At 69.1% G+C, this 17,304-nt stretch carries 13 protein-coding genes; 5 read left to right on the top strand and 8 right to left on the bottom strand.

Features of this window, described 5'->3' with window-relative positions:
• The first annotated feature begins 15 nt into the window (after nucleotides 1-15).
• Together AC07YS_RS19875 and AC07YS_RS19870 are read left to right on the top strand one after the other, a co-directional pair.
• Complete coding sequence (locus AC07YS_RS19875; protein WP_495269701.1) at nucleotides 16-5,643, top strand: alkaline phosphatase D family protein; 5,628 nt, start codon at nucleotides 16-18, stop codon at nucleotides 5,641-5,643.
• A gap of 458 nt (nucleotides 5,644-6,101) precedes the next feature.
• Nucleotides 6,102-6,497 (top strand): hypothetical protein, encoded by a 396-nt coding sequence (locus AC07YS_RS19870; RefSeq protein ID WP_062479336.1) that lies wholly within the window; start codon nucleotides 6,102-6,104, stop codon nucleotides 6,495-6,497.
• A gap of 27 nt (nucleotides 6,498-6,524) precedes the next feature.
• Here AC07YS_RS19870 and AC07YS_RS19865 read toward each other — a convergent pair whose 3' ends face one another.
• From AC07YS_RS19865 to AC07YS_RS19855, 3 genes are all read right to left on the bottom strand, one after another.
• The gene (locus AC07YS_RS19865) at nucleotides 6,525-8,654 is read right to left on the bottom strand and encodes a tripartite tricarboxylate transporter substrate-binding protein (RefSeq protein ID WP_495273738.1); all 2,130 of its coding nucleotides are present in this window, start codon (nucleotides 8,652-8,654) and stop codon (nucleotides 6,525-6,527) included.
• 144 nt (nucleotides 8,655-8,798) lie between these two features.
• The gene (locus tag AC07YS_RS19860) at nucleotides 8,799-9,245 is read right to left on the bottom strand and encodes a hypothetical protein (protein ID WP_495269703.1); all 447 of its coding nucleotides are present in this window, start codon (nucleotides 9,243-9,245) and stop codon (nucleotides 8,799-8,801) included.
• Nucleotides 9,246-9,385: 140 nt separating this feature from the next.
• Nucleotides 9,386-9,652, bottom strand: coding sequence for a winged helix-turn-helix transcriptional regulator (locus tag AC07YS_RS19855; protein WP_206167852.1), 267 nt, complete (start codon nucleotides 9,650-9,652; stop codon nucleotides 9,386-9,388).
• Nucleotides 9,653-9,767: 115 nt separating this feature from the next.
• On the opposite strand from AC07YS_RS19855, the gene AC07YS_RS19850 reads away from it, so the two are divergent.
• Genes AC07YS_RS19850 through pyrF form a run of 3 tightly spaced genes read left to right on the top strand, consistent with a single transcriptional unit; the run spans nucleotide 9,768 to nucleotide 11,426 of the window.
• Nucleotides 9,768-10,310: a carboxymuconolactone decarboxylase family protein gene (locus tag AC07YS_RS19850; protein WP_495269704.1), complete on the top strand. Its 543-nt coding sequence runs from the start codon at nucleotides 9,768-9,770 to the stop codon at nucleotides 10,308-10,310.
• Nucleotides 10,311-10,347: 37 nt separating this feature from the next.
• The gene (locus AC07YS_RS19845) at nucleotides 10,348-10,674 is read left to right on the top strand and encodes an EthD family reductase (protein ID WP_492729014.1); all 327 of its coding nucleotides are present in this window, start codon (nucleotides 10,348-10,350) and stop codon (nucleotides 10,672-10,674) included.
• 41 nt (nucleotides 10,675-10,715) lie between these two features.
• Entirely contained in the window at nucleotides 10,716-11,426 is a 711-nt protein-coding gene (gene pyrF / locus AC07YS_RS19840) for an orotidine-5'-phosphate decarboxylase (RefSeq protein WP_495269705.1), read from the top strand.
• Nucleotides 11,427-11,608: 182 nt separating this feature from the next.
• Here the strand turns inward: pyrF and AC07YS_RS19835 are convergent, their stop codons facing one another.
• The 5 genes from AC07YS_RS19835 to AC07YS_RS19815 all read right to left on the bottom strand — a co-directional run.
• The gene (locus AC07YS_RS19835; protein ID WP_493194280.1) at nucleotides 11,609-12,505 is read right to left on the bottom strand and encodes an NAD(P)-dependent oxidoreductase; all 897 of its coding nucleotides are present in this window, start codon (nucleotides 12,503-12,505) and stop codon (nucleotides 11,609-11,611) included.
• A gap of 4 nt (nucleotides 12,506-12,509) precedes the next feature.
• Nucleotides 12,510-13,958: an aldehyde dehydrogenase family protein gene (locus AC07YS_RS19830; RefSeq protein WP_495269706.1), complete on the bottom strand. Its 1,449-nt coding sequence runs from the start codon at nucleotides 13,956-13,958 to the stop codon at nucleotides 12,510-12,512.
• A 35-nt stretch (nucleotides 13,959-13,993) separates the two neighbouring features.
• A complete protein-coding gene (locus tag AC07YS_RS19825; protein WP_495269707.1) occupies nucleotides 13,994-15,394 on the bottom strand; it encodes an amidase in 1,401 nt (466 codons plus the stop codon).
• A 7-nt stretch (nucleotides 15,395-15,401) separates the two neighbouring features.
• On the bottom strand, nucleotides 15,402-16,895 hold the full coding sequence (locus tag AC07YS_RS19820; RefSeq protein ID WP_307694556.1) for an ABC transporter substrate-binding protein: 1,494 nt from the start codon (nucleotides 16,893-16,895) through the stop codon (nucleotides 15,402-15,404).
• Between the two features lie 52 nt (nucleotides 16,896-16,947).
• Nucleotides 16,948-17,304, bottom strand: a 357-nt coding sequence (locus AC07YS_RS19815) for an ATP-binding cassette domain-containing protein (RefSeq protein WP_495269708.1), incomplete at its 5' end; no start/stop codon positions are given.

Here is a 17,304-nt window from a genome sequence, read left to right as displayed (position 1 = left end):
CGCGAGGAGCCGAACATGAACGACGGTGGCCGCGACGATGACGATGTCCCCGGCGACCGCCTGCTCTCGCAGGGCGCCGAGGTGCTGGTGCGCGAGATCGCCGCGGCGCCGCCCGACGCGCTGCACTGCGATGTGCTGGTCATCGGCAGCGGCTACGGCGGCGCGGTGGCGGCGGCACGCTTGGCGGGCGCGCTGTCGCTGGACGCGACGCCCGGCATCGCACCGGGCGCCGTGCCGATCAAGGTCTATGTGCTGGAGCGCGGCAGCGAATACCTGCCGGGCGAATTTCCGGCCACCTTCGCCGAGCTGCCGGGGCATGTGCGCTTCAGCATGCAGGACGGCCGGCCCGCGCGCGGCAACGCCTCGGGGCTGTTCGATCTGCGCCTGGGCGGCGAAGTGAACGCGCTGCTCGGCAGCGGGCTGGGCGGTGGGTCGCTCATCAATGCGGCGGTGATGGAGCGCGCCACGCCCGATGCCTTCGAGGGCGGTGCCTGGCCCGGGGGCCTCGACCTTGCCGCGCTCGCGCAGGGCTACGGCAAGGCCGAGGCCATGCTGGCGCTGGAGCAGATCCCCGAGAGCGTGTCGAAGCTCGACTCCCTGCTGAAGGCCGGCGCGCGGCTGCATGCGGCGGGCGGCAAGGCCCATGTGGCCATCGCCTTCGCCGACGGCACGCGCACGCCGGCCCAGGTGGCGATGCACCGCTGCCTGCGCTGCGGTGATTGCGTGAGCGGCTGCAACCACCGCGCCAAGAAATCGCTGGACACCAACTACCTCGCGCTGGCCCATGCACGGGGCGCGCGCCTGTTCACCGGCGGCACCGCGCACCGCATCGCGGCCCTGCCGGGAGGGGACGGCTATGCGGTCGAGTTCTTCTTCACCGACCGGCGCAAGGCGCGCACCGACAACGCCCGGCCCTACGTGGTGCGCGCGCGGCGGGTGGTGGTGGCTGCCGGCACGCTGGGCTCCACCGAGCTGCTGCTGCGCTCCAGGGGCCCGGGCCTGCCCATCTCGCAGGCTGTGGGCCGCGGCTTCTCGGCCAACGGCGACATGATCGCGGTGGCGGCCGCGCAGAACGACGAAGCGCTGTCCTGTGCGCCCGAAGGCGAGGCGCCGGCGCAGCGCGGCATCGGGCCGACCATCACCGGGCTGCTGCGCACCTGCGCGACGCAGGGCGAGCGCCCGCTGGTGATCGAGGAGTTCGCCATTCCCGCGCCGCTGCGCCGCCTGCTGGCCGAGGTGGTGACCACCACCGACGCGCTGCAGGCGCTCGCGCACATGGACCTCGACCTGCACGCGCCGGACGAAGGGCGCGATCCGCTGGCCGTGGACGACGACCTGCTGCGCCGCACGCCGGTCTACGGAATGATGGGCGACGACGGGGCGGCCGGCCAGATCGGCTTCGTCGATCATGGCGGCGACGGCGCCGTGCTGGCCGACGCGCAGGTGCGCGTGGCGTGGCCGAAGGTGGCCGCGCTGCCCGTGTTCGAGGCGCAGATGCGCGCCCTGCATGTGGCCCACGATGGCGCGGGCGGGCTCGGCGGGCGCGTGCTGCCCAACCCGCTGTGGAAACCGATACCGCCGTTCGGCAGCCTCGCCGACCTGGTCGGCCAGCTGGAGGGCGTGGGCTCGGTGCTGACCGTGCACCCGCTGGGCGGTTGCCGCATGGCCGACCGGTGCGAGCGCGGCGTGGTCGACAGCTGGGGCCGCGTCTACGACGGCGCTGCGGGTGCTTCTGCTGTGCCGTCGCTGCTGCCGGGCCTGGCGGTGCTCGACGGCTCGATCGTACCGGTGTCGCTCGGCATCAACCCCTCGCTCACCATCGCCGCGCTGGCCGAGCGCGCGGTGCCCGTGCTGGCCGAGGACTGGGGCCTGGCGCTGGCCGGTTCGCCGCAGCCGCCGCCGTCGCAGCGCCCGTTGCGCCGCGACCTGACCCGTCCCCGCGCGCCCGCGCCCACGCGGGTCTCGCTGCGCGAGCGCATGACGGGCCGCGTGCACATCGACGGCCAGGCCTTCGCGTTGAGCGCCGAAGTCGAATTCGAGCCGTTCGACGTGCCGACCCTGCGCGCGACGCCGCGCGTGCTGTCCCAGCCGGTGGTGGTCCTGCGCTTCGGCAAGGGCGACGACGCGCCCGTCGCGCATTGCACCGGCACCGCATCGATGCTGGTGCGCGAGAAGAGCGACTGCATCGCGCGCATCCTGCGCAGCCACGGGTTGGCGCGCAAGAAGCTGCTGGCACTGGTGCAAAGCCTGCTGGACGCGCGCGCCGCATCGGCCGGCGGCGCGATCGATGAGGACGATGCCGTCTTCGAAGGCCCCGCCATGGCCGACCTGCTGGCGCTGTGCTCGCACCTGGGGCAGGTGCGCCTCATCGAGTACGACTGGACGGTGGCGCGCATCGCGCACGGCGCGCCGCTGAAGGAGGGCGATCGGCTGCGGCTCACCAAGCGCATCGCGTTCGTCGAAGGCGGCAACCCGTGGCGGCAGCTGAGCGAGGGCGAGCTGCATCAACTCGGCCCCGATGCGCCGAAGCCGCTGGGCCGTCTGGTGCTGGACCCTTCGTACTTCGTCGAGACGCTGCAACCCCTGCTGCGCATCGAGCACCAGCAGGACATGCCCAACCAGCTGGCGGACCTGGCCGAACTGGCGCTGTGGGTGCTGCGCATCGTGCTGCAGGTTCATCTGCTGAACTTCGTGCCGCCGCCCGACTCGCCGCAGCGCGACTGGGAGCGCCTGCCCGGTGAGGTCTACGGCGTGCGGCCCGAGCCGGTCGAGCTCGTCACCGCGGCCGGCCCGGGCAGCGCGCCGCCGCGGCTGCTGTCGCGCTACCACCCGCCGGTGCGCCGCGCGGGCACGCGGCCCGTGATGCTGATCCACGGCTATGGCGCGAGCGGCTCCACCTTCGCGCACAGGAGCATCCCCGGCAACCTGGTGCACAGCCTGCTCGCGGCCGGGCGCGAGGTCTGGGTGCTCGACCTGCGCACCAGCATCGGCTTTCCGAACCGGCCGCGGCGCTACTGGTCGTTCGACGAGGTGGCCGAGACCGACATTCCCGACGCCTTGCGCACCGTGCAGGCGGCGCATGCAACGCCCGACGAAGCGGCGCCCATCCAGGTCGACGTGGTGGCGCATTGCATCGGTGCCGCCATGTTCAGCGTGGCGGTGCTGCGCCAGCCGGGGCTGCATGCCTCCATCGGCGCGGTGGTGCTGTCGCAGGTGGGACCGCTGCTGCGTGCCACGGCCTTCAACCGCTTCCGGGGCTATGTGGCGGGCTACCTGCAGCAGTTCATCGGCATCGACGAGTTCGACACGCGACCCCCGCTCACGCGCATGAAGCGCCTGCTCGTCGACGGCCTGCTGGCGACCTTTCCCTATCCCGACGACGACGGGGAGGCGCAGCGCTTGCGCGAGGCGCCGGGCTTTGCGGCCGTGCGGCACCGGGCCGACGCCATCTTCGGCCAGACCATGCGGCTGCGCAACATCGGCAAGGACACGCTCGATGCGCTCGATTCGATCTACGGCTTCGTGAAGGTGCGCGGCCTCGCCCAGGTCGGCAACTACGCCCGCGAAGAGGTGCTGACCGATGCCGGCGGGCAGGGCCATGCGGTGGGCTTCGAGCAGGTCGGCCAGCGCTTCGGCTTTCCGGTGTTCATGCTGCACGGGCAGCGCAACGCAGTGTTCGACTGGCGCGGCTCCTACGAGAGCTTCTGGCTGCTCAAGCGCGTGTTCGGCAAGGACGAAGGCCTGCCGCGGGAACCTCCGCAGCTGCCGGAGCCGTCGGACGCTTCGAAGCCTTCCGGGAGCGACCTGTTCCTCGGCGAAGGTACCCCGCACCAGCTGCTGGTGCTCGGTGACTACGGCCACCAGGACACGCTGATCGGCGAGAAGGCCTGCACCGACGTGTTCCCGCACATCGTGCGGTTTCTCGAGGCCTTCGACCACAAGCCCGGCCGCGGCAACCCGGTGCCGCCCGACTGGCGGGCCAGCCTGCCGTGGACCGGCCCGTGGCTCGGCCTTGCGAGCCGGTCGGCGGACAACGCGGGCCGGCTGCATTGCCGGCTGGCGCTGCGTCCGCCGCCCGCGCATGTGTCGGCGCGCGCCGTGGTCTTCGTGCCCGCGTGGCGCCGCGACGGGCGCTGGTGCTTCGACTTCGCATGGATGGTGGGCCTGGAGACCACGCGCGAAAAGCTCCTGCTGGAGGCGGTGGAGATCGACCTGTTCGACGACCGGCTCGCCGACTACCAGGGCTTCGCGGTGCTGACAGCGCACGACGACCTGCCCATGGCGCGCGGCCCCCTCGAGGTGCTGGGCCGGAGGCTGCCGGCCGGGCTGTTCGCGCAGCCGCAGGACGAACCCATCGAGCCCATCCGCGAGCAGGTGATGAAGACGCTGGACGCGGCCACCGACGCGCAGCGCGAGCGCGCCGTGGTGCGCCTCGACCCCGCATGGATGGGCGCCGTGCAGCGCGAGGGCGAGCCCGCGCAGGCCTCGCTGTGCTTCGTGCTCGCCAGTTGCCAGTACGTGCCGGGCCTGGTCGACCGGGTGCCCGCGCAGGCGTCGTACCGGCGGCTCGCGCAGCGGCTCGAGGTGCTCGCGCCGCCGCACAAGCCGCAGCTGCTGGTGCTGGCAGGCGACCAGGTGTATGTCGACCAGACCGCAGGGCTCTTCGTGCCGGCCGGCGGCGACGACGTCGGCCAGGCCTATGCGCTCACCTTCAGGCTGGAGGCGCTGCGCCAGGTGATGGCCTCGCTGCCGACCTGTCCGCTGCTCGACGATCACGAGGTGATGGACGACTGGGAGCCGGGCCCCGACCCCTACCGAACGCCGGCCGTGCGCGCCGCGCTCGACGGCTACGTCGCGCAGCAGCACAAGCTGGTGCGGGGCATCGGCCCGCAGCGCGACCCGCGTCCCTTCGACTACCGCATGGCGCCGGCCGGCTTTCCGTTCTACATGCTCGACACGCGCAGCACGCGGCAGCGGCGGGCGCTGCGCACGGACGCGCAAGCCACGGCGCTGGACCGGGCGGCGATCCGTGCCGAGGCCGGTATGGGCGACCTGAAGAAGTGGCTCGAGGCCGCGCCCGCCGAACTGCCCAAGTTCATCGTGTCGCCGGTGGCGCTGTTCCCGATGCCGCGCGCGGCCGTCTTCGGCGACCCGGCGCAACGCCTGGGGATGGACGACTGGAGCGGCTACCCGGCCTCGCAGCGCGCGCTGCTCGAACTGCTGCGCGACACCACCGCGCGCCACGTGGTGGTGCTGTCGGGCGACCGCCACATGTCCAGCGTGTCGAGCCTCTGGCTGCGGGCGGCGGGCGGGCCGGTGGAGGTGATCTCGGTCGTGTCCTCGGGCCTGTATGCACCCTGGACCTTCGTCAATGCGCGGCCCGACGCGTTCTGGCTCGACGGCCAGGTCGAGCTCGGCGCCGTGCCGGGTGCCTTCGGCGCCACCATGGTCACGGCGGCCGTGGGCACCGGCAACGGCTTCGCCGTGCTGCAGGTGGAGCGTGGCGCCACCGGGCATTGGCGGCTCGGCGTCACCCTCGATCTGGACAACGGGCTCACGCAATGCTTTCGCGACCTCGATCCGGCCGGCGGTGGCTGGACGGTGCAGGGGCCGGCGCGCTTCGCACGCAAGCAGCGCCTGTGATTCACGGCGGCAGGCAGAAGAAACGGGCCCGCGAAATCGACAGGCCGTTTACAGGCACCGTACGCACGACACAGTGCCATACAAGCCACTGCACAGTTGCCTTCACAGTGCTCTTCCGCCGTCGCCGGCGCCGTTGCCACGGAGTTTGCGTAGGCCACCCACAACGCCCTTCGGCCACCTTGCCGAGGGGCCATCGGAGCACAAGCCGTGTCGTCGCAGAAAAAGAACGCCGCCTTCCTCGTCTCGACCTCGGGCCACCGCCTCCCGGCGTGGCCGTGGCGTGCAGGAAGAAGCAGGCCTCGTTCGCGTACGCCGGCCGGATCTGGCGCGCAGAAAAGTAGCGCTTTTTAGTTAATGCCATGTAACGCCATCGGGCGTTACCGACAGGCCAACCAGGCGCTTGGACGCACGCGCTCGGCTGAACGCATGCTGACTGCGCGACGTCAGAGGGGCATGTCATGTTCACCCGTTACGCCATCCGCGCGCTGCTGTGCATCGCCGTCGTGCCGGCCATCTCGGAGGAGCCCGCACCCATCCATGGCCGCGTGTTCCTGAGCAAAGCCGAGGTCGAGAGCACCTTGATCGGCAAACCCATCGTCTCGAGCAATCTGTCGACCGGCATGGTCTCGCGCTGGCAGTTCTATACGGATGGCCGCGTCGACTTCGTCAACCAGAGCGGGCCCGGCAAGGCGTCGGGCAAATGGGTTCTCAACGCCGACGGCTCGATGTGCGTGACGATGATTTCTCGAACCGGGTGCCGCTACTGGTTCAGGAACGAGAAAGACGGTGCCATTGCGAATGCCAGGACCAGGGAGCCGAATGCGCCGACCGTGGCCGAGATACGGTTCGAGTGATGGTGCGGGACCGCGCCCTCAACGCCCTCAACGCGCCGGTGATGAAAGCGCACGCATCCAGCGTTCGCGCTCTTCGTCTTCCAGCGCCAGCAGGCTCTCCGGCGAACCGCCTCCGCCGACCACGCGAAGGTCTTGCAGCTGCTTGCGCACCTCGGGCTTGGCAAGCACCTGGGCCACGGCCTCCTGCAGGGTGCGATTGGACGCGGCCTCCGAATTCGCGGGCGCCCAGAGGCTGAAGTGGTCGTAGGTCGTGTAGCTGCTCAAGGGCGCGCTCGACGCCAGTGTCGGCCACGGCACACCTTCGAAGCTTTGCGGGTGCGCCGGGTCGGCGGTGGTGCCCAACACACGCAACTGGCCGCGCCGCACGGCGACCGCCACGCCGTTCACGGGCGCGAACAGCAGGTCCACCGCATGCTCCTTCGTGATGACGTCCGAGTCGGGGTACATGCCCTTGAAGACCACGCGCTGCACGTCGACGCCGCTCGCTGCGCGGAACTGGCCGAAGGCGAGGTGGCCCGTCCAGCCGTCGTCGCCCGTGCCGATGCGCAGGCTGCCCGGGTGGGCCCGTGCGTAGGCCAGCAGGTCGTCCGTGCTGCGGATGCCCAGCGTGTCGGCCTGCGTGCTGTCGATGGCCAGCACCAGGGGCTCCGACGCCAGCAGCGTGACGGGGCGAAGGGAATGCATCAGCGCATCGATCGGCGCGGGCTGGTGCACGCCCTCGATGCCTCCGCGCGGCAGCCGCAGTGCCGCGAGCAGGACCTTCTCGTTGCCGCCCTCCGTCATCAGCCGGCGATAGTCGGCCTCGGTGGCTGTCGGCACGTGATCGACCTGCACGCTGCGTCCCAGCAGGGTGGGCAAGTGGCTGGCCAGCATCTCGGCATAGTGGCCGCTGCGGCCACCGGGCGGAACCAGCACGGTGACGTGCAGCGGGGGCTGCGGCACGGCGGCAAGCCATTGCCCTGCATCGTTCATCAGGCCATAGCGTAATTCCCACGCACCGCCCGTGGACGCGTTGCGCACCAGGGCGTCGACCACCCAATGGCGGCCCACGCGGTGGAACTGCCGGATGATCGGCCGTTCGTCCTGCCACCCGGGCGGCCGCCAGTCCTGCGGGAACGGGCCCGAGACGACGGCGTAGCCATGACGGAACCGGCGCGCCGATTCGAACTGCGGCGCGATCGCCCATTGGCCCCGCGCGTTCTGGTAGCCCCATCGGCCGGTGGCCGCGTCCTTGACCGGCCGCAGCGCGGCGCCGGCATTGCTGCTGCCATGCAGTCGTTGCCAGCGGCACACCTGCGGCGTGCTGGCGTTGCGCTGCAGATCCAGCCCGGTAGCGGTGCACAGCTGGATGCGCCGCTGGGCGGTTGCGTCGGGCCGCTCGCCGAAGATGAACGGAATCACCATGCGTCCTCGCGCATCGATCAGGCCCGAGCCGGTGGAGCCAGGCGTCACCATCTGCCGCTTGTAGTCCATCCACCGTGCAGTGGTGATGTCCCGCGGCGGGGCGGGGGGGCGCCACTGTCCCCGTGCATCGCGCAGGCCGGGCTGCGCGAACACCGTGTCCACCTGCAGCTCGGAAGGCACGGGCCTGGATCCGTCGGGCATCAGGTAAGAGAGGGCGGCGGGGGAGTCGGCGGAGATCGTGTCCTTGCCATCGCAACTCACGGGCGGAACGGCCCACTGGCCTTGCGCATCGATGCGCCCGTTGGCCGTGGTGGTGCGCAGCCCGCCGCCGGGCTTTCGCTCCACCAGCCACACCCGGTGCAGCGGCTGCAGTGCGGGATTGAGGGAGATGTATTCCTGCCGCACGACCTGCCAGCGTCCGTCGCAGAAGCTGCGCGCCGTCGGTGAAAGGAAAAGCACGCGCCCGTCGAGGGCGTCGAACAACGCGGGGGCGCGCTCGCTGTGCTTGCCCGGATTCAGGCTCAGCCAACGCGCCCGTTCGATCAGGTTGGGGGCGATGCCGATGGTGAAGGTGAAGATGTCTTCCCACGGCGGCGTTGGTGCATCCACTGGCTGCAGTTGCCAGGTCGGCTGCATCGGCAACGCGCGTTCCGGGTTGGCGTACAGGGCCTGGTAGGTCGGTGGCGCTGCGCGGGCCGGACCGAGGGCGATGCCGAGCCACAGCAGGGCGGCAAAGAGACGCAGCCGCTTCATCGGGCGAGCGAGAAACAAGGGTTCAGCCTCGGGTCGTGGCCGCAGATGGAGGCCATTCCATCGCAGGCATCGCAGTTCGTCGAGGCGCTCGCGGTTGAACGCGCGGCGGCTGTTTGCCTGCTTGAACGATCTGCTGGCCCTCGCTCAAACTTCGTATGCATAGATGCAAGTGAGCTCAGCCCCTTTCAGAGTGGATTGAAAGGGTTCAGGCGCATTCTTGAGGATGGCGCCAAAGCTGGCGTTGAGTTTGCCGGCACCCATGCTGCCTTTGTACTTGATGCTCTTGGGCTTGGCTTGAAGCTGGAGCTTGTTCGAACCGGACAGCGCAGCTTCCAACCTGAAGACGCCATGGCGGAAATCAGTGGACTCGGAGGTTTCCGCCTGGGGTGAAACCAGGCGCATGGTTTGCCCGCCGTAGGAGAGCTTCAGATCGACCTCCACGATGGAGGCGGGAACATCGCCCACCAAGGTGAGTGCCTGCCCCGCGTGACTTCCCGTGCAGTTCAGTCGCGCCGTATTGGCACCTGCGAGGGCCTGACCCGAGAGGGCGGACAGCAACACGAGGGCGCAGAGAGGAAAGATTTTTCTCATAGGTTCTCCAAGGCACTGACGCGATGTGTCCCGCACGACCTGCGAGACAGGCTGGGCAGCGCGAACATGCCGGTCACGGGCTCCTCCACAAAAACGTTTCTGATCATAGGCGGAGCCATTCGCCGCGGATGCTCCGCTTCTCATCGCTTTCCGCGCCCCCACTGGTCCGCCCAGGCTGACAACGGCTTCAGCGCCTTCGAAAGCCGCCGCCCTTCGTCTGTCAGTCGATAGCCACCCTCGGCATGTTCGACCAGATCGACTTCCCTCAGTTCGGTGAGCCGCGTGTTGAGCAATCGGGTGTTCGTCTCGCACGCGTCCTGCAGCGCTCTGAAGGTCAGCGAGCCCTCCCGAAGTTCCCAGAGCACGCGCAGCGCCGTGCGCCGGCCCAGCAGGTCCAGGGCGACCATGAGGGGGCGGCCGGTGGTGGAACCGCGAACTGGGTGGCCGATGCGAGGTGTCGTCATGCTTTACTTTATACAGCAGCGGGCCTACGATGGCGTGGCCCTTGAATCAGGAGTCTGCATGCCCGCACGCATCGAGCCAGCAACGCCACCATTTGGTGAAGAAATTTCCAGGTCACTCGACAGGGTGATGAAGGGACAGCCCCCCTTGCGGCTGTTCACGACCTTGGCACGCGATCCGCGTCTGTTTCAGAAGTTCTTTGCCGGCGGGTTGCTGGACAAAGGCCACTTGAGCATCCGACAGCGCGAAATCGTGATTCACCGCACAACGGCATTGTGCAAATCCGAATACGAATGGGGCGTCCACGTCACGGTCTTCTCAAAGCTCGCTGGCCTGACGCCAGAGCAGGTTCAGGCGAGTGTCACGGCTTCGGCGAACGACGCCTGCTGGTCGGCCGAGGACCAGGTGCTTCTGCGCCTGTGCGACTCCTTGCACGCGCACGCCGACATCGACGATGGACTGTGGGACGCGTTGCGAACGTACTTCAGCGAAGAAGCCATCATCGAACTGCTGATGCTGGCGGGCTTCTATCGCACCGTCAGCTACCTCACGAACGGGCTGCGCCTGCCCCTGGAAGCGTCGGGCGCGCGATTCCCCGCTTGAGGCGATCAACCAGCGTGCAACCCCAGGAGAAACCTCGATGATCAAGGTCAGTGTCATGTACCCCTACGCCGCAGGCGCGCGCTTCGATCACGCGTACTACCGCGAGAGGCACATGCCCATGATGAAGCGACTGCTCGGCGCTGCGTGCCTGTACTACATGGTGGACAAGGGCATCTCGGGGCGTGGTGTGGGCACCGACCCTGCGTACATCGCCAAGTGCGACTTCGTCTGCACTTCCGTCGACGCGTACCGGGCAGCTTCTGCCCAGCACCAGGAGGAGATCCGGGGCGACATCGCCAATTACACGGACATTCAACCCATGGTGCAGATCAGCGAGGTGGTCGTGGAGCGTTCGGAGGCCTGAGTTTCCTCCGAGCACGGGGCGTCGGCATGGAGGACAAGCCAATGAGTACGGACAGCCGCATCATCGTTTCGCTCGACTTCCCAGCCGCCGCATTGGCGGCGGACCTCGTGAAGCAACTGGGCGCAGCGACCACGCACTACAAGGTCGGCCTGCAGCTGCTGACCGCGGCGGGACCTTCGGTCGTCCGCGAGCTCGCAGAGGCAGGAAAGAGCGTTTTCCTCGACCTCAAGCTGCTGGAAATCCCCAGCTCGGTGGCGGGTGCAGTCACCGCAGCCGGGCACCTGGGTGCGTCGATGGTGACGGTGCACGCCTCAGGCGGTTCCGCCGTGCTTCGCTCGGCCGTCCAGGCCGCGAGCCAGTTCCCTCAACTGAAGGTGCTTGCGCTCACCGTCATCACCAGCATGAGTGACCAGGATCTGGAAGAGGTGGGCGTCGCCTCGACGGTTCCAGAGCAGGTCGCACGACTGGGCCGCCTGGCAGCTGCGGCCGGTTGCCATGGCGTTGTTTCGTCGCCGTTGGAGGTGAGGCTGCTTCGCGAGATCCTGCCGCCCGATGCCCTGATCGTGACGCCAGGCACGCAGCTGCCAGGCGATGAAAAGAATGACCACGCTCGGGCTGCGACGCCCTCGCAGGCCATCGGGGCTGGCGCGACGCACGTGGTCATCGGCCGCCCGATATCGCGTGCCCCAGATCCTGCAGCCGTGTTCGCCGCCGTGCGCGCAGAACTGGCTACCGCCATCCAACAACACTAAAGCGGTCAGGCGGGTTGGGGCTGGCACTTCGCCGCAGTGCCTGAACAGCCAGCACCACAGCCACGCTCATCGTGCGCAGGACACTGGGTGCTTCCCGCAGCGAAATCAAGGAGGAGGCCGCAGGCCGGGGGACATTCGCGGAGGGAAGTACCCGGTGGCCTGTGCACGCGCCCTGAAGAGTTTCAGCGCAGCGCTTCGACCAGATCCAGCACCATGCGATCCGGCCCGAAGACCTCGACCCCGTGCGCCAGCAAGGCATCCACAGCCTGCGCGATGCCATGGCTCGAAGACGACTGTTCCGCCATGTCGTTGTAATACCCCAGGTCCTTCTTCGCATTCGCCATCGAGAACTTCAGCGAATCGGTGCTGCCCGTCAGCAGCTTGGGCTTGAGGCGTTCCAGCGCCACGCCGTTGCCGCCGCCCTTGGCGAGCACGTCCACGAACACCTCGGGCTTCACGCCGGCGCGTTGCGCGCAGGCCGCGGCCTCGCACAGCAGCGCCACAGTGCCCAGCGACACGAAGTTGTGCAGCAGCTTCATCGCATGGCCCGCGCCCACATCGCCGACGTGCGTGACGTTCTCGGCGAAGCAGCGCAGCAGCGGCAGGCACGAGGCCAGCACCTCGGCGTCGCCACCCACCAGCAGGTTCAGCCGGCCTTCGGCGGCCTCCTTGGCGGTGCGGGTCATCGGCGTGTCGAGGAAGCGACCGCCCTTGGCGTGCACGGCCTGCGCGACCTTGGCGGTGGAGGCGGGCACGGCGGTGGAGCAGTCGATGACCACGGTGCCGGGGCGCAGCGTGCTCAGCGCGCCGTTGTCGCCCAGCATCACGGCCTCGACCTGCGGCGTGCCGGTCACGCACAGGATCAGCACATCGACCTGCGCGGCCAGCGTGGCCACGTCTTTGACCGAGGTGGCGCCGGCCTTCAGCAGGTCGTCGATCGGCTGGTTGCCCGCGTGCTCCAACACGGTGAGCTGGTGGCCATGCTTGACGATGTTGCTGGCGATGCCGTGGCCCATCAGGCCGACGCCGACGAGGCCGACTTTGCGCGAGGTTTGTGGTTGCTGTTCAGTGGTGGTCATGAATTCATCCGTGCTTGATGGCGATGGTCTTGAGGGTCGTGAAGCCGAGCAGGGCCTCGAAGCCCTTCTCGCGGCCGAAGCCACTCGATTTCACGCCGCCGAAGGGCAGTTCTACACCACCCGCCGCCCCGTAATTGTTCACGAACACCTGGCCGCAATGCAGCTTGTGCGCCATGCGCAGCTGGCGCGCGCCGTCGCGCGTCCACACGCCGGCCACCAGGCCGAAGTCCGTGCCGTTGGCCAGGCGCACCGCCTCGGCCTCGTCGGCGAAGGGCATCACGGCCAGCACCGGGCCGAAGACCTCGCGCTGGGCCAGGTCGCTGTCATGCGGCACGTCGCGGAACAGCACGGCCTCCTGGTAGTAGCCGGTGGACGGGGCCTGCGGCGACACCGTGCCGCGCGCCGCCACCTTCATGCCGCTCGCCTCGGCGGTCGCGACCATGTCGCGCACCTGGCGGAACTGCTTCTCGTTGATGAGTGGGCCCATGTCCAGGTCTTCGGCGGGCGTGCCCGCGCGCACGGCCGTGAAGCGCTTGGCGAGGCGCTTCACGACCTCTTCATAGATCGATTGCTCCACCAGCACGCGGCTGCCCGCCGAGCAGGTCTGGCCGGCGTTCTGGATGATGGCGTTGAGCAGCACGGGCTCGGCCGCGTCGAGGTCGGCGTCGGCGAACACGATCTGCGGCGACTTGCCGCCCAGCTCCAGCGTCACCGGGCAGTGGCGCTCGGCCGCGGCCAGGCCCACGCTGCGGCCGGTCATGGTCGAGCCGGTGAACGAGATGTGGTCGATGCCCGGGTGCGCGCACAGCGCGGCGCCGGCTTCCTTGCCGTAGCCCGTGACCACGTTGAGCGCACCGGCCGGAAAGCCGACCTCGGTCGCGATCTCGGCCAGGCGCAGCAGCGAGAGGCTCGCGTCTTCCGCCGGCTTCACCACGCAGGCGTTGCCCGCGGCGAGCGAGGCGCCCACGCTGCGGCCCGCGATCTGCATCGGGTAGTTCCAGGGAATGATGTGGCCCGTCACGCCGTGCGGAATGCGCACCGTGAGCACGGTGTAGCCGCGCTCGTAGGGCAGGGTGTCGCCGTGCAGCTTGTCGCAGGCGCCGGCGTAGTACTCGAAGTAGCGTGCCAGCGCGGTCGCATCGTTGCGTGCCACGCGCAGCGCCTTGCCGGTGTCGCGCGCCTCGAGCTGGGCGAGTTCTTCGTGGTGCTGCATGACAGCGGCGCCGAGCTTGGCGAGCAGCCGGCCGCGCTCGAGCGCGGTGGTGGCGCCCCAGGGGCCGTCGAAGTGCTCGCCCATGGCCTGGCGCGCGGCGCGCACGGCGGCGTCGATGTCGGCAGTGGTGCCGCGTGCGATCTCGCCGAATTTCTGGCCGTCGCTCGGGTCGATCACGTCGATGGTGGCGTCGGCTTCGGACGCCACGCGGCGGCCGTCGATGTAGTGGGTGGCGTTCATGGAAGGTGTGTCTCCGTGTGGCGGATCAGGTCGGATCAGATCGGTTCAGGCCAGGGCTTCTGGGCGTCGCGAATCTGTTCGAAGGCGCGGCTGAACTGCAGCACGCCCAGGTCGTCGAAGCGGCGGCCGGCCACCTGCAGGCCGATGGGCAGGCCTTCGGCCGAGTAGCCGCAGTTGACCGAAGCGGCCGGCTGCTCCGACATGTTGTAGGGCACCGTGAAGCCGATGTGTTCCAGCGGCCGCATCGGGTCGTTGGTGGGCGAGGCATGGTCCGCGGGCGCGGGCATGTTGGGCGACACCGGCGAGATCACGAAGTCGTAGGCCTTGGTGGCGGCCACCGTGGCCGCGCGCGTGGCGACGAACTGGCTGTAGCCGTCGAAGACGTGCGCACCCGAGAAACCGGCCGCGCTCTCGGCCCATTCGCGGATGTAAGGCAGGATCTTCGCGCGCTGCTCGGCGCTCATGGCCTGCATGTCCAGGCACGAGCGCATGCGCCAGAAGTGGTCCATGCCCTGCAGCATCTGCGGCGTCATGAAGGCCGGGATTTCCTCGACGTGCGCGCCGGCCGCCTCGATGCGTTTGGCGGCATCGCGCACGGCTTGCGCGATCTGCGGATCGAGCGGCAGGCCGCAGCCCGCGTCCATGTGCAGCGCCACGCGCTTGCCCTTGAGGAACGACGGATCGACCTCGAAGGCGTTCCAGTTGATCACGGGCGGCGGCAGTTCGGAATAGTCGCGGTCGTCGGGCTGCGCGACCGAGGCCATCATCAGCGCCGCGTCGGCCACGGTGCGCGTCATCGGGCCGGCGCAGCGGCCCATGTAGGGCGAGCTCAGCGGAATGCGGCCGAAGCTGGGCTTGAGCGTGAAGATGCCGCACCAGCTGGCCGGCAGGCGCAGCGAGCCACCGATGTCGGTGCCCACGTGCAGCGGGCCGTAGCCTGCGGCGGCGGCCGCACCGGCGCCCGCGCTGGAACCGCCCGGCGTGCGCGAGGTGTCCCATGGGTTGCGCGAGAGGTCGTGAAAGCTCGACAGGCCCGACGACAGCATGCCCAGGTCGGGCATCGTGGTCTTGGCCACCATCACCGTGCCGTCGGCCTTCAGGCGCGCGGCGGGGGGCGAGTCGTACGTCACCGGCACGAGCTCGTAGGCGGCGGTGCCCAGCGGCATCGGGTCGCCCTCGGTCGCGAGGTTTTCCTTGATGGTCACGGGCACGCCGTCGAGCGCGCCGCGCGGCGTGCCGGCGAGCCAGCGCGCTTCGGAGGCGCGCGCCTGTTCGAGCGCGGCTTCGGGGCGGAACAGCCAGGTGGCGCGCAGCTGCGGCTCGCAGGCCGCGATGCGTTCATTGACCGCGCGCGTCACCTCGACCGGCGAGAGTTCCTTGGCGGCGTAGGCGGCGTGCAGTTCCTGCACGCCCAGGGCGTAAAGAGGTTTCGTCATGGCCGCATCAACCCCACGAGATGGCAGCCAGGTCGTTCGCAACGATCGGCATGTTCGGCCACAGGCCCTTCACTTCCTTGCGCGCGACCGTGGGGAACACGGCCTGGAACAGGAAGCCGTTGACGGCATCGTTGGCGAGCATCTTCTGCGCCTCGCCGAGCAGCGCGTTGCGCTTCTTCTCGTCGGGTTCGCTCTGCACCGAGGCATACAGGTCGCGGAACTTCTTCGAGTCGTAGCCCCAGTAGTAGTCGGGCTCGGTGTACTTCACGAGGTCGAAGGGCTCCACGTGCGCGACGATGCTCAGGTCGAAGTCGTGCCCGCCGCCGAAGGTGCCGCTGAGCCACTGGGCCCATTCGACGTTCTGGATCTTCACGTGGATGCCGATGGCCGCGAGCTGGGCCGCGATCACCTCGCCGCCCTGGCGTGCGTACGAAGGCGGCGGCAGCGTCATGCGCAGCTCCAGCGGCGTCTTCACGCCCGCGTCGGCCAGCAGCTTCTTCGCCTTGGCGATGTCGAAGGGGTTGATGCCGGTGGTGTCGACGTAGCCCGGCGCGCCGATCGGGTAGTGGCTGCCGATGGCCTTGCCGAAGCCGTCGGCCGCGCCCTGGATCACCACGTTGCGGTCCACCGCGGCCAGGATGGCGCGGCGCACGCGCACGTCGTCCAGCGGCTTGCGCTTGTTGTTGATCGCCAGGATCACCTTGCTGCGCGTGCCCACTTCGAGCACGCGGAAGCGCGGGTTGGCGCGGAACTGGCCCACGCTGCGCGTGCCGGCGCGCGGGAAGATGTCGATGTCGCCGGCCATCAGCGCCGCGGTCTGCGCGGCCGAGTCGGACATGAACTTGAAGACGAACTTGTTGACCTTGGCCAGCGCCGGGTTGCGGTACGTCGGCGACTTCACCAGCGAACAGGCCGAGCCGCGCTGCCAGCTGTCCAGCTTGTAGGGGCCGGTGCCCACGGGCTTGGTGGCGTTGGTGTCGGCGCTCTTGGGCTCGACGATGCAGGCGGTGGCCTGGCCCAGCATGAAGAGCAGGTCGGGGTTGGGCTGCGCGGTGGTGATGACCACCGTGTCGGCGTCGGGCGTCTTCAGGCTGATCTCGCTGAAGAAGCGCTTGTCCTTGTTGGTGCTCTTCTCGCCGGCCGCGCGCTCGAAGCTGAACTTGACGGCGGCGGCGTCGAAGGCCTCGCCGTTCTCGAACTTCACGCCCTTGCGCAGCTTGAAGGTGTGGGTCTTCAGGTCGGGCGACGCGGTCCAGCTCTCGGCCAGCAGCGGCGTCACGCTGCCGTCGGCGTTGATCTTGGTCAGCGTTTCGAAGATGTTGTAGTGCGCGATCTCGGCAATGGCCGAGGCGGCGGCGGTGGTCGGGTCCAGGCCCGGCGGTTCCAGCGGCATGCCGATGGTCAGCATGTTCTTGCCGGTCTGGGCCTGCGCGAACAGCGGGAAGGCGCCGGGGATCGCGGCGGCGATGGCGGTGCCCATGAGGGTGCGTCGCTTCAACATTCGGGGGTTCTCCTGGAAGAAAAAAGAGGCTGCCGGTTCGACCCGTTCGGGCCTACCGCGATGGCGTGTGCAGCACGGCCGACAGCAAGGTGCGTGTGTATGGGTGTTGCGCGTGGGCAAAAAGTTCGGCGGGCTGGCCGCGTTCCACGATCTGGCCCTTGAACACCACGCACACCTCGTCGCACAGGTGGTTGACCACCGCGAGGTCGTGGCTGATGAGCAGGTAGCTGATGCCGAACTGCTGCTGCAGGTCCTGCATGAGGTTGAGCACCTGGGCCTGCACCGAGACGTCGAGTGCGCTCACGGGCTCGTCGGCCACGATGAGCTTGGGGCGCGTGATGAGCGCGCGTGCGATCGCGATGCGCTGGCGTTGGCCACCCGAGAACTCGTGCGGGTACTTGTCGAGGTC

Source organism: Variovorax sp. GW458-11-26-14-LB1 (assembly GCF_059423965.1).
Note: the sequence above shows the minus strand (reverse complement) of the source record. Positions and strands in the feature narration are given on the sequence as shown.

Bases quoted from the DNA above. Each gene is read 5' to 3' on its own strand.
- AC07YS_RS19875 (WP_495269701.1), top strand. From the start codon at position 16: ATGAACGACGGTGGCCGCGACGATGACGATGTCCCCGGCGACCGCCTG.
- AC07YS_RS19870 (WP_062479336.1), top strand. From the start codon at position 6,102: ATGTTCACCCGTTACGCCATCCGCGCGCTGCTGTGCATCGCCGTCGTG.
- AC07YS_RS19865 (WP_495273738.1), bottom strand. From the start codon at position 8,654: ATGAAGCGGCTGCGTCTCTTTGCCGCCCTGCTGTGGCTCGGCATCGCC.
- AC07YS_RS19860 (WP_495269703.1), bottom strand. From the start codon at position 9,245: ATGAGAAAAATCTTTCCTCTCTGCGCCCTCGTGTTGCTGTCCGCCCTC.
- AC07YS_RS19855 (WP_206167852.1), bottom strand. From the start codon at position 9,652: ATGGTCGCCCTGGACCTGCTGGGCCGGCGCACGGCGCTGCGCGTGCTC.
- AC07YS_RS19850 (WP_495269704.1), top strand. From the start codon at position 9,768: ATGCCCGCACGCATCGAGCCAGCAACGCCACCATTTGGTGAAGAAATT.
- AC07YS_RS19845 (WP_492729014.1), top strand. From the start codon at position 10,348: ATGATCAAGGTCAGTGTCATGTACCCCTACGCCGCAGGCGCGCGCTTC.
- pyrF (WP_495269705.1), top strand. From the start codon at position 10,716: ATGAGTACGGACAGCCGCATCATCGTTTCGCTCGACTTCCCAGCCGCC.
- AC07YS_RS19835 (WP_493194280.1), bottom strand. From the start codon at position 12,505: ATGACCACCACTGAACAGCAACCACAAACCTCGCGCAAAGTCGGCCTC.
- AC07YS_RS19830 (WP_495269706.1), bottom strand. From the start codon at position 13,958: ATGAACGCCACCCACTACATCGACGGCCGCCGCGTGGCGTCCGAAGCC.
- AC07YS_RS19825 (WP_495269707.1), bottom strand. From the start codon at position 15,394: ATGACGAAACCTCTTTACGCCCTGGGCGTGCAGGAACTGCACGCCGCC.
- AC07YS_RS19820 (WP_307694556.1), bottom strand. From the start codon at position 16,895: ATGTTGAAGCGACGCACCCTCATGGGCACCGCCATCGCCGCCGCGATC.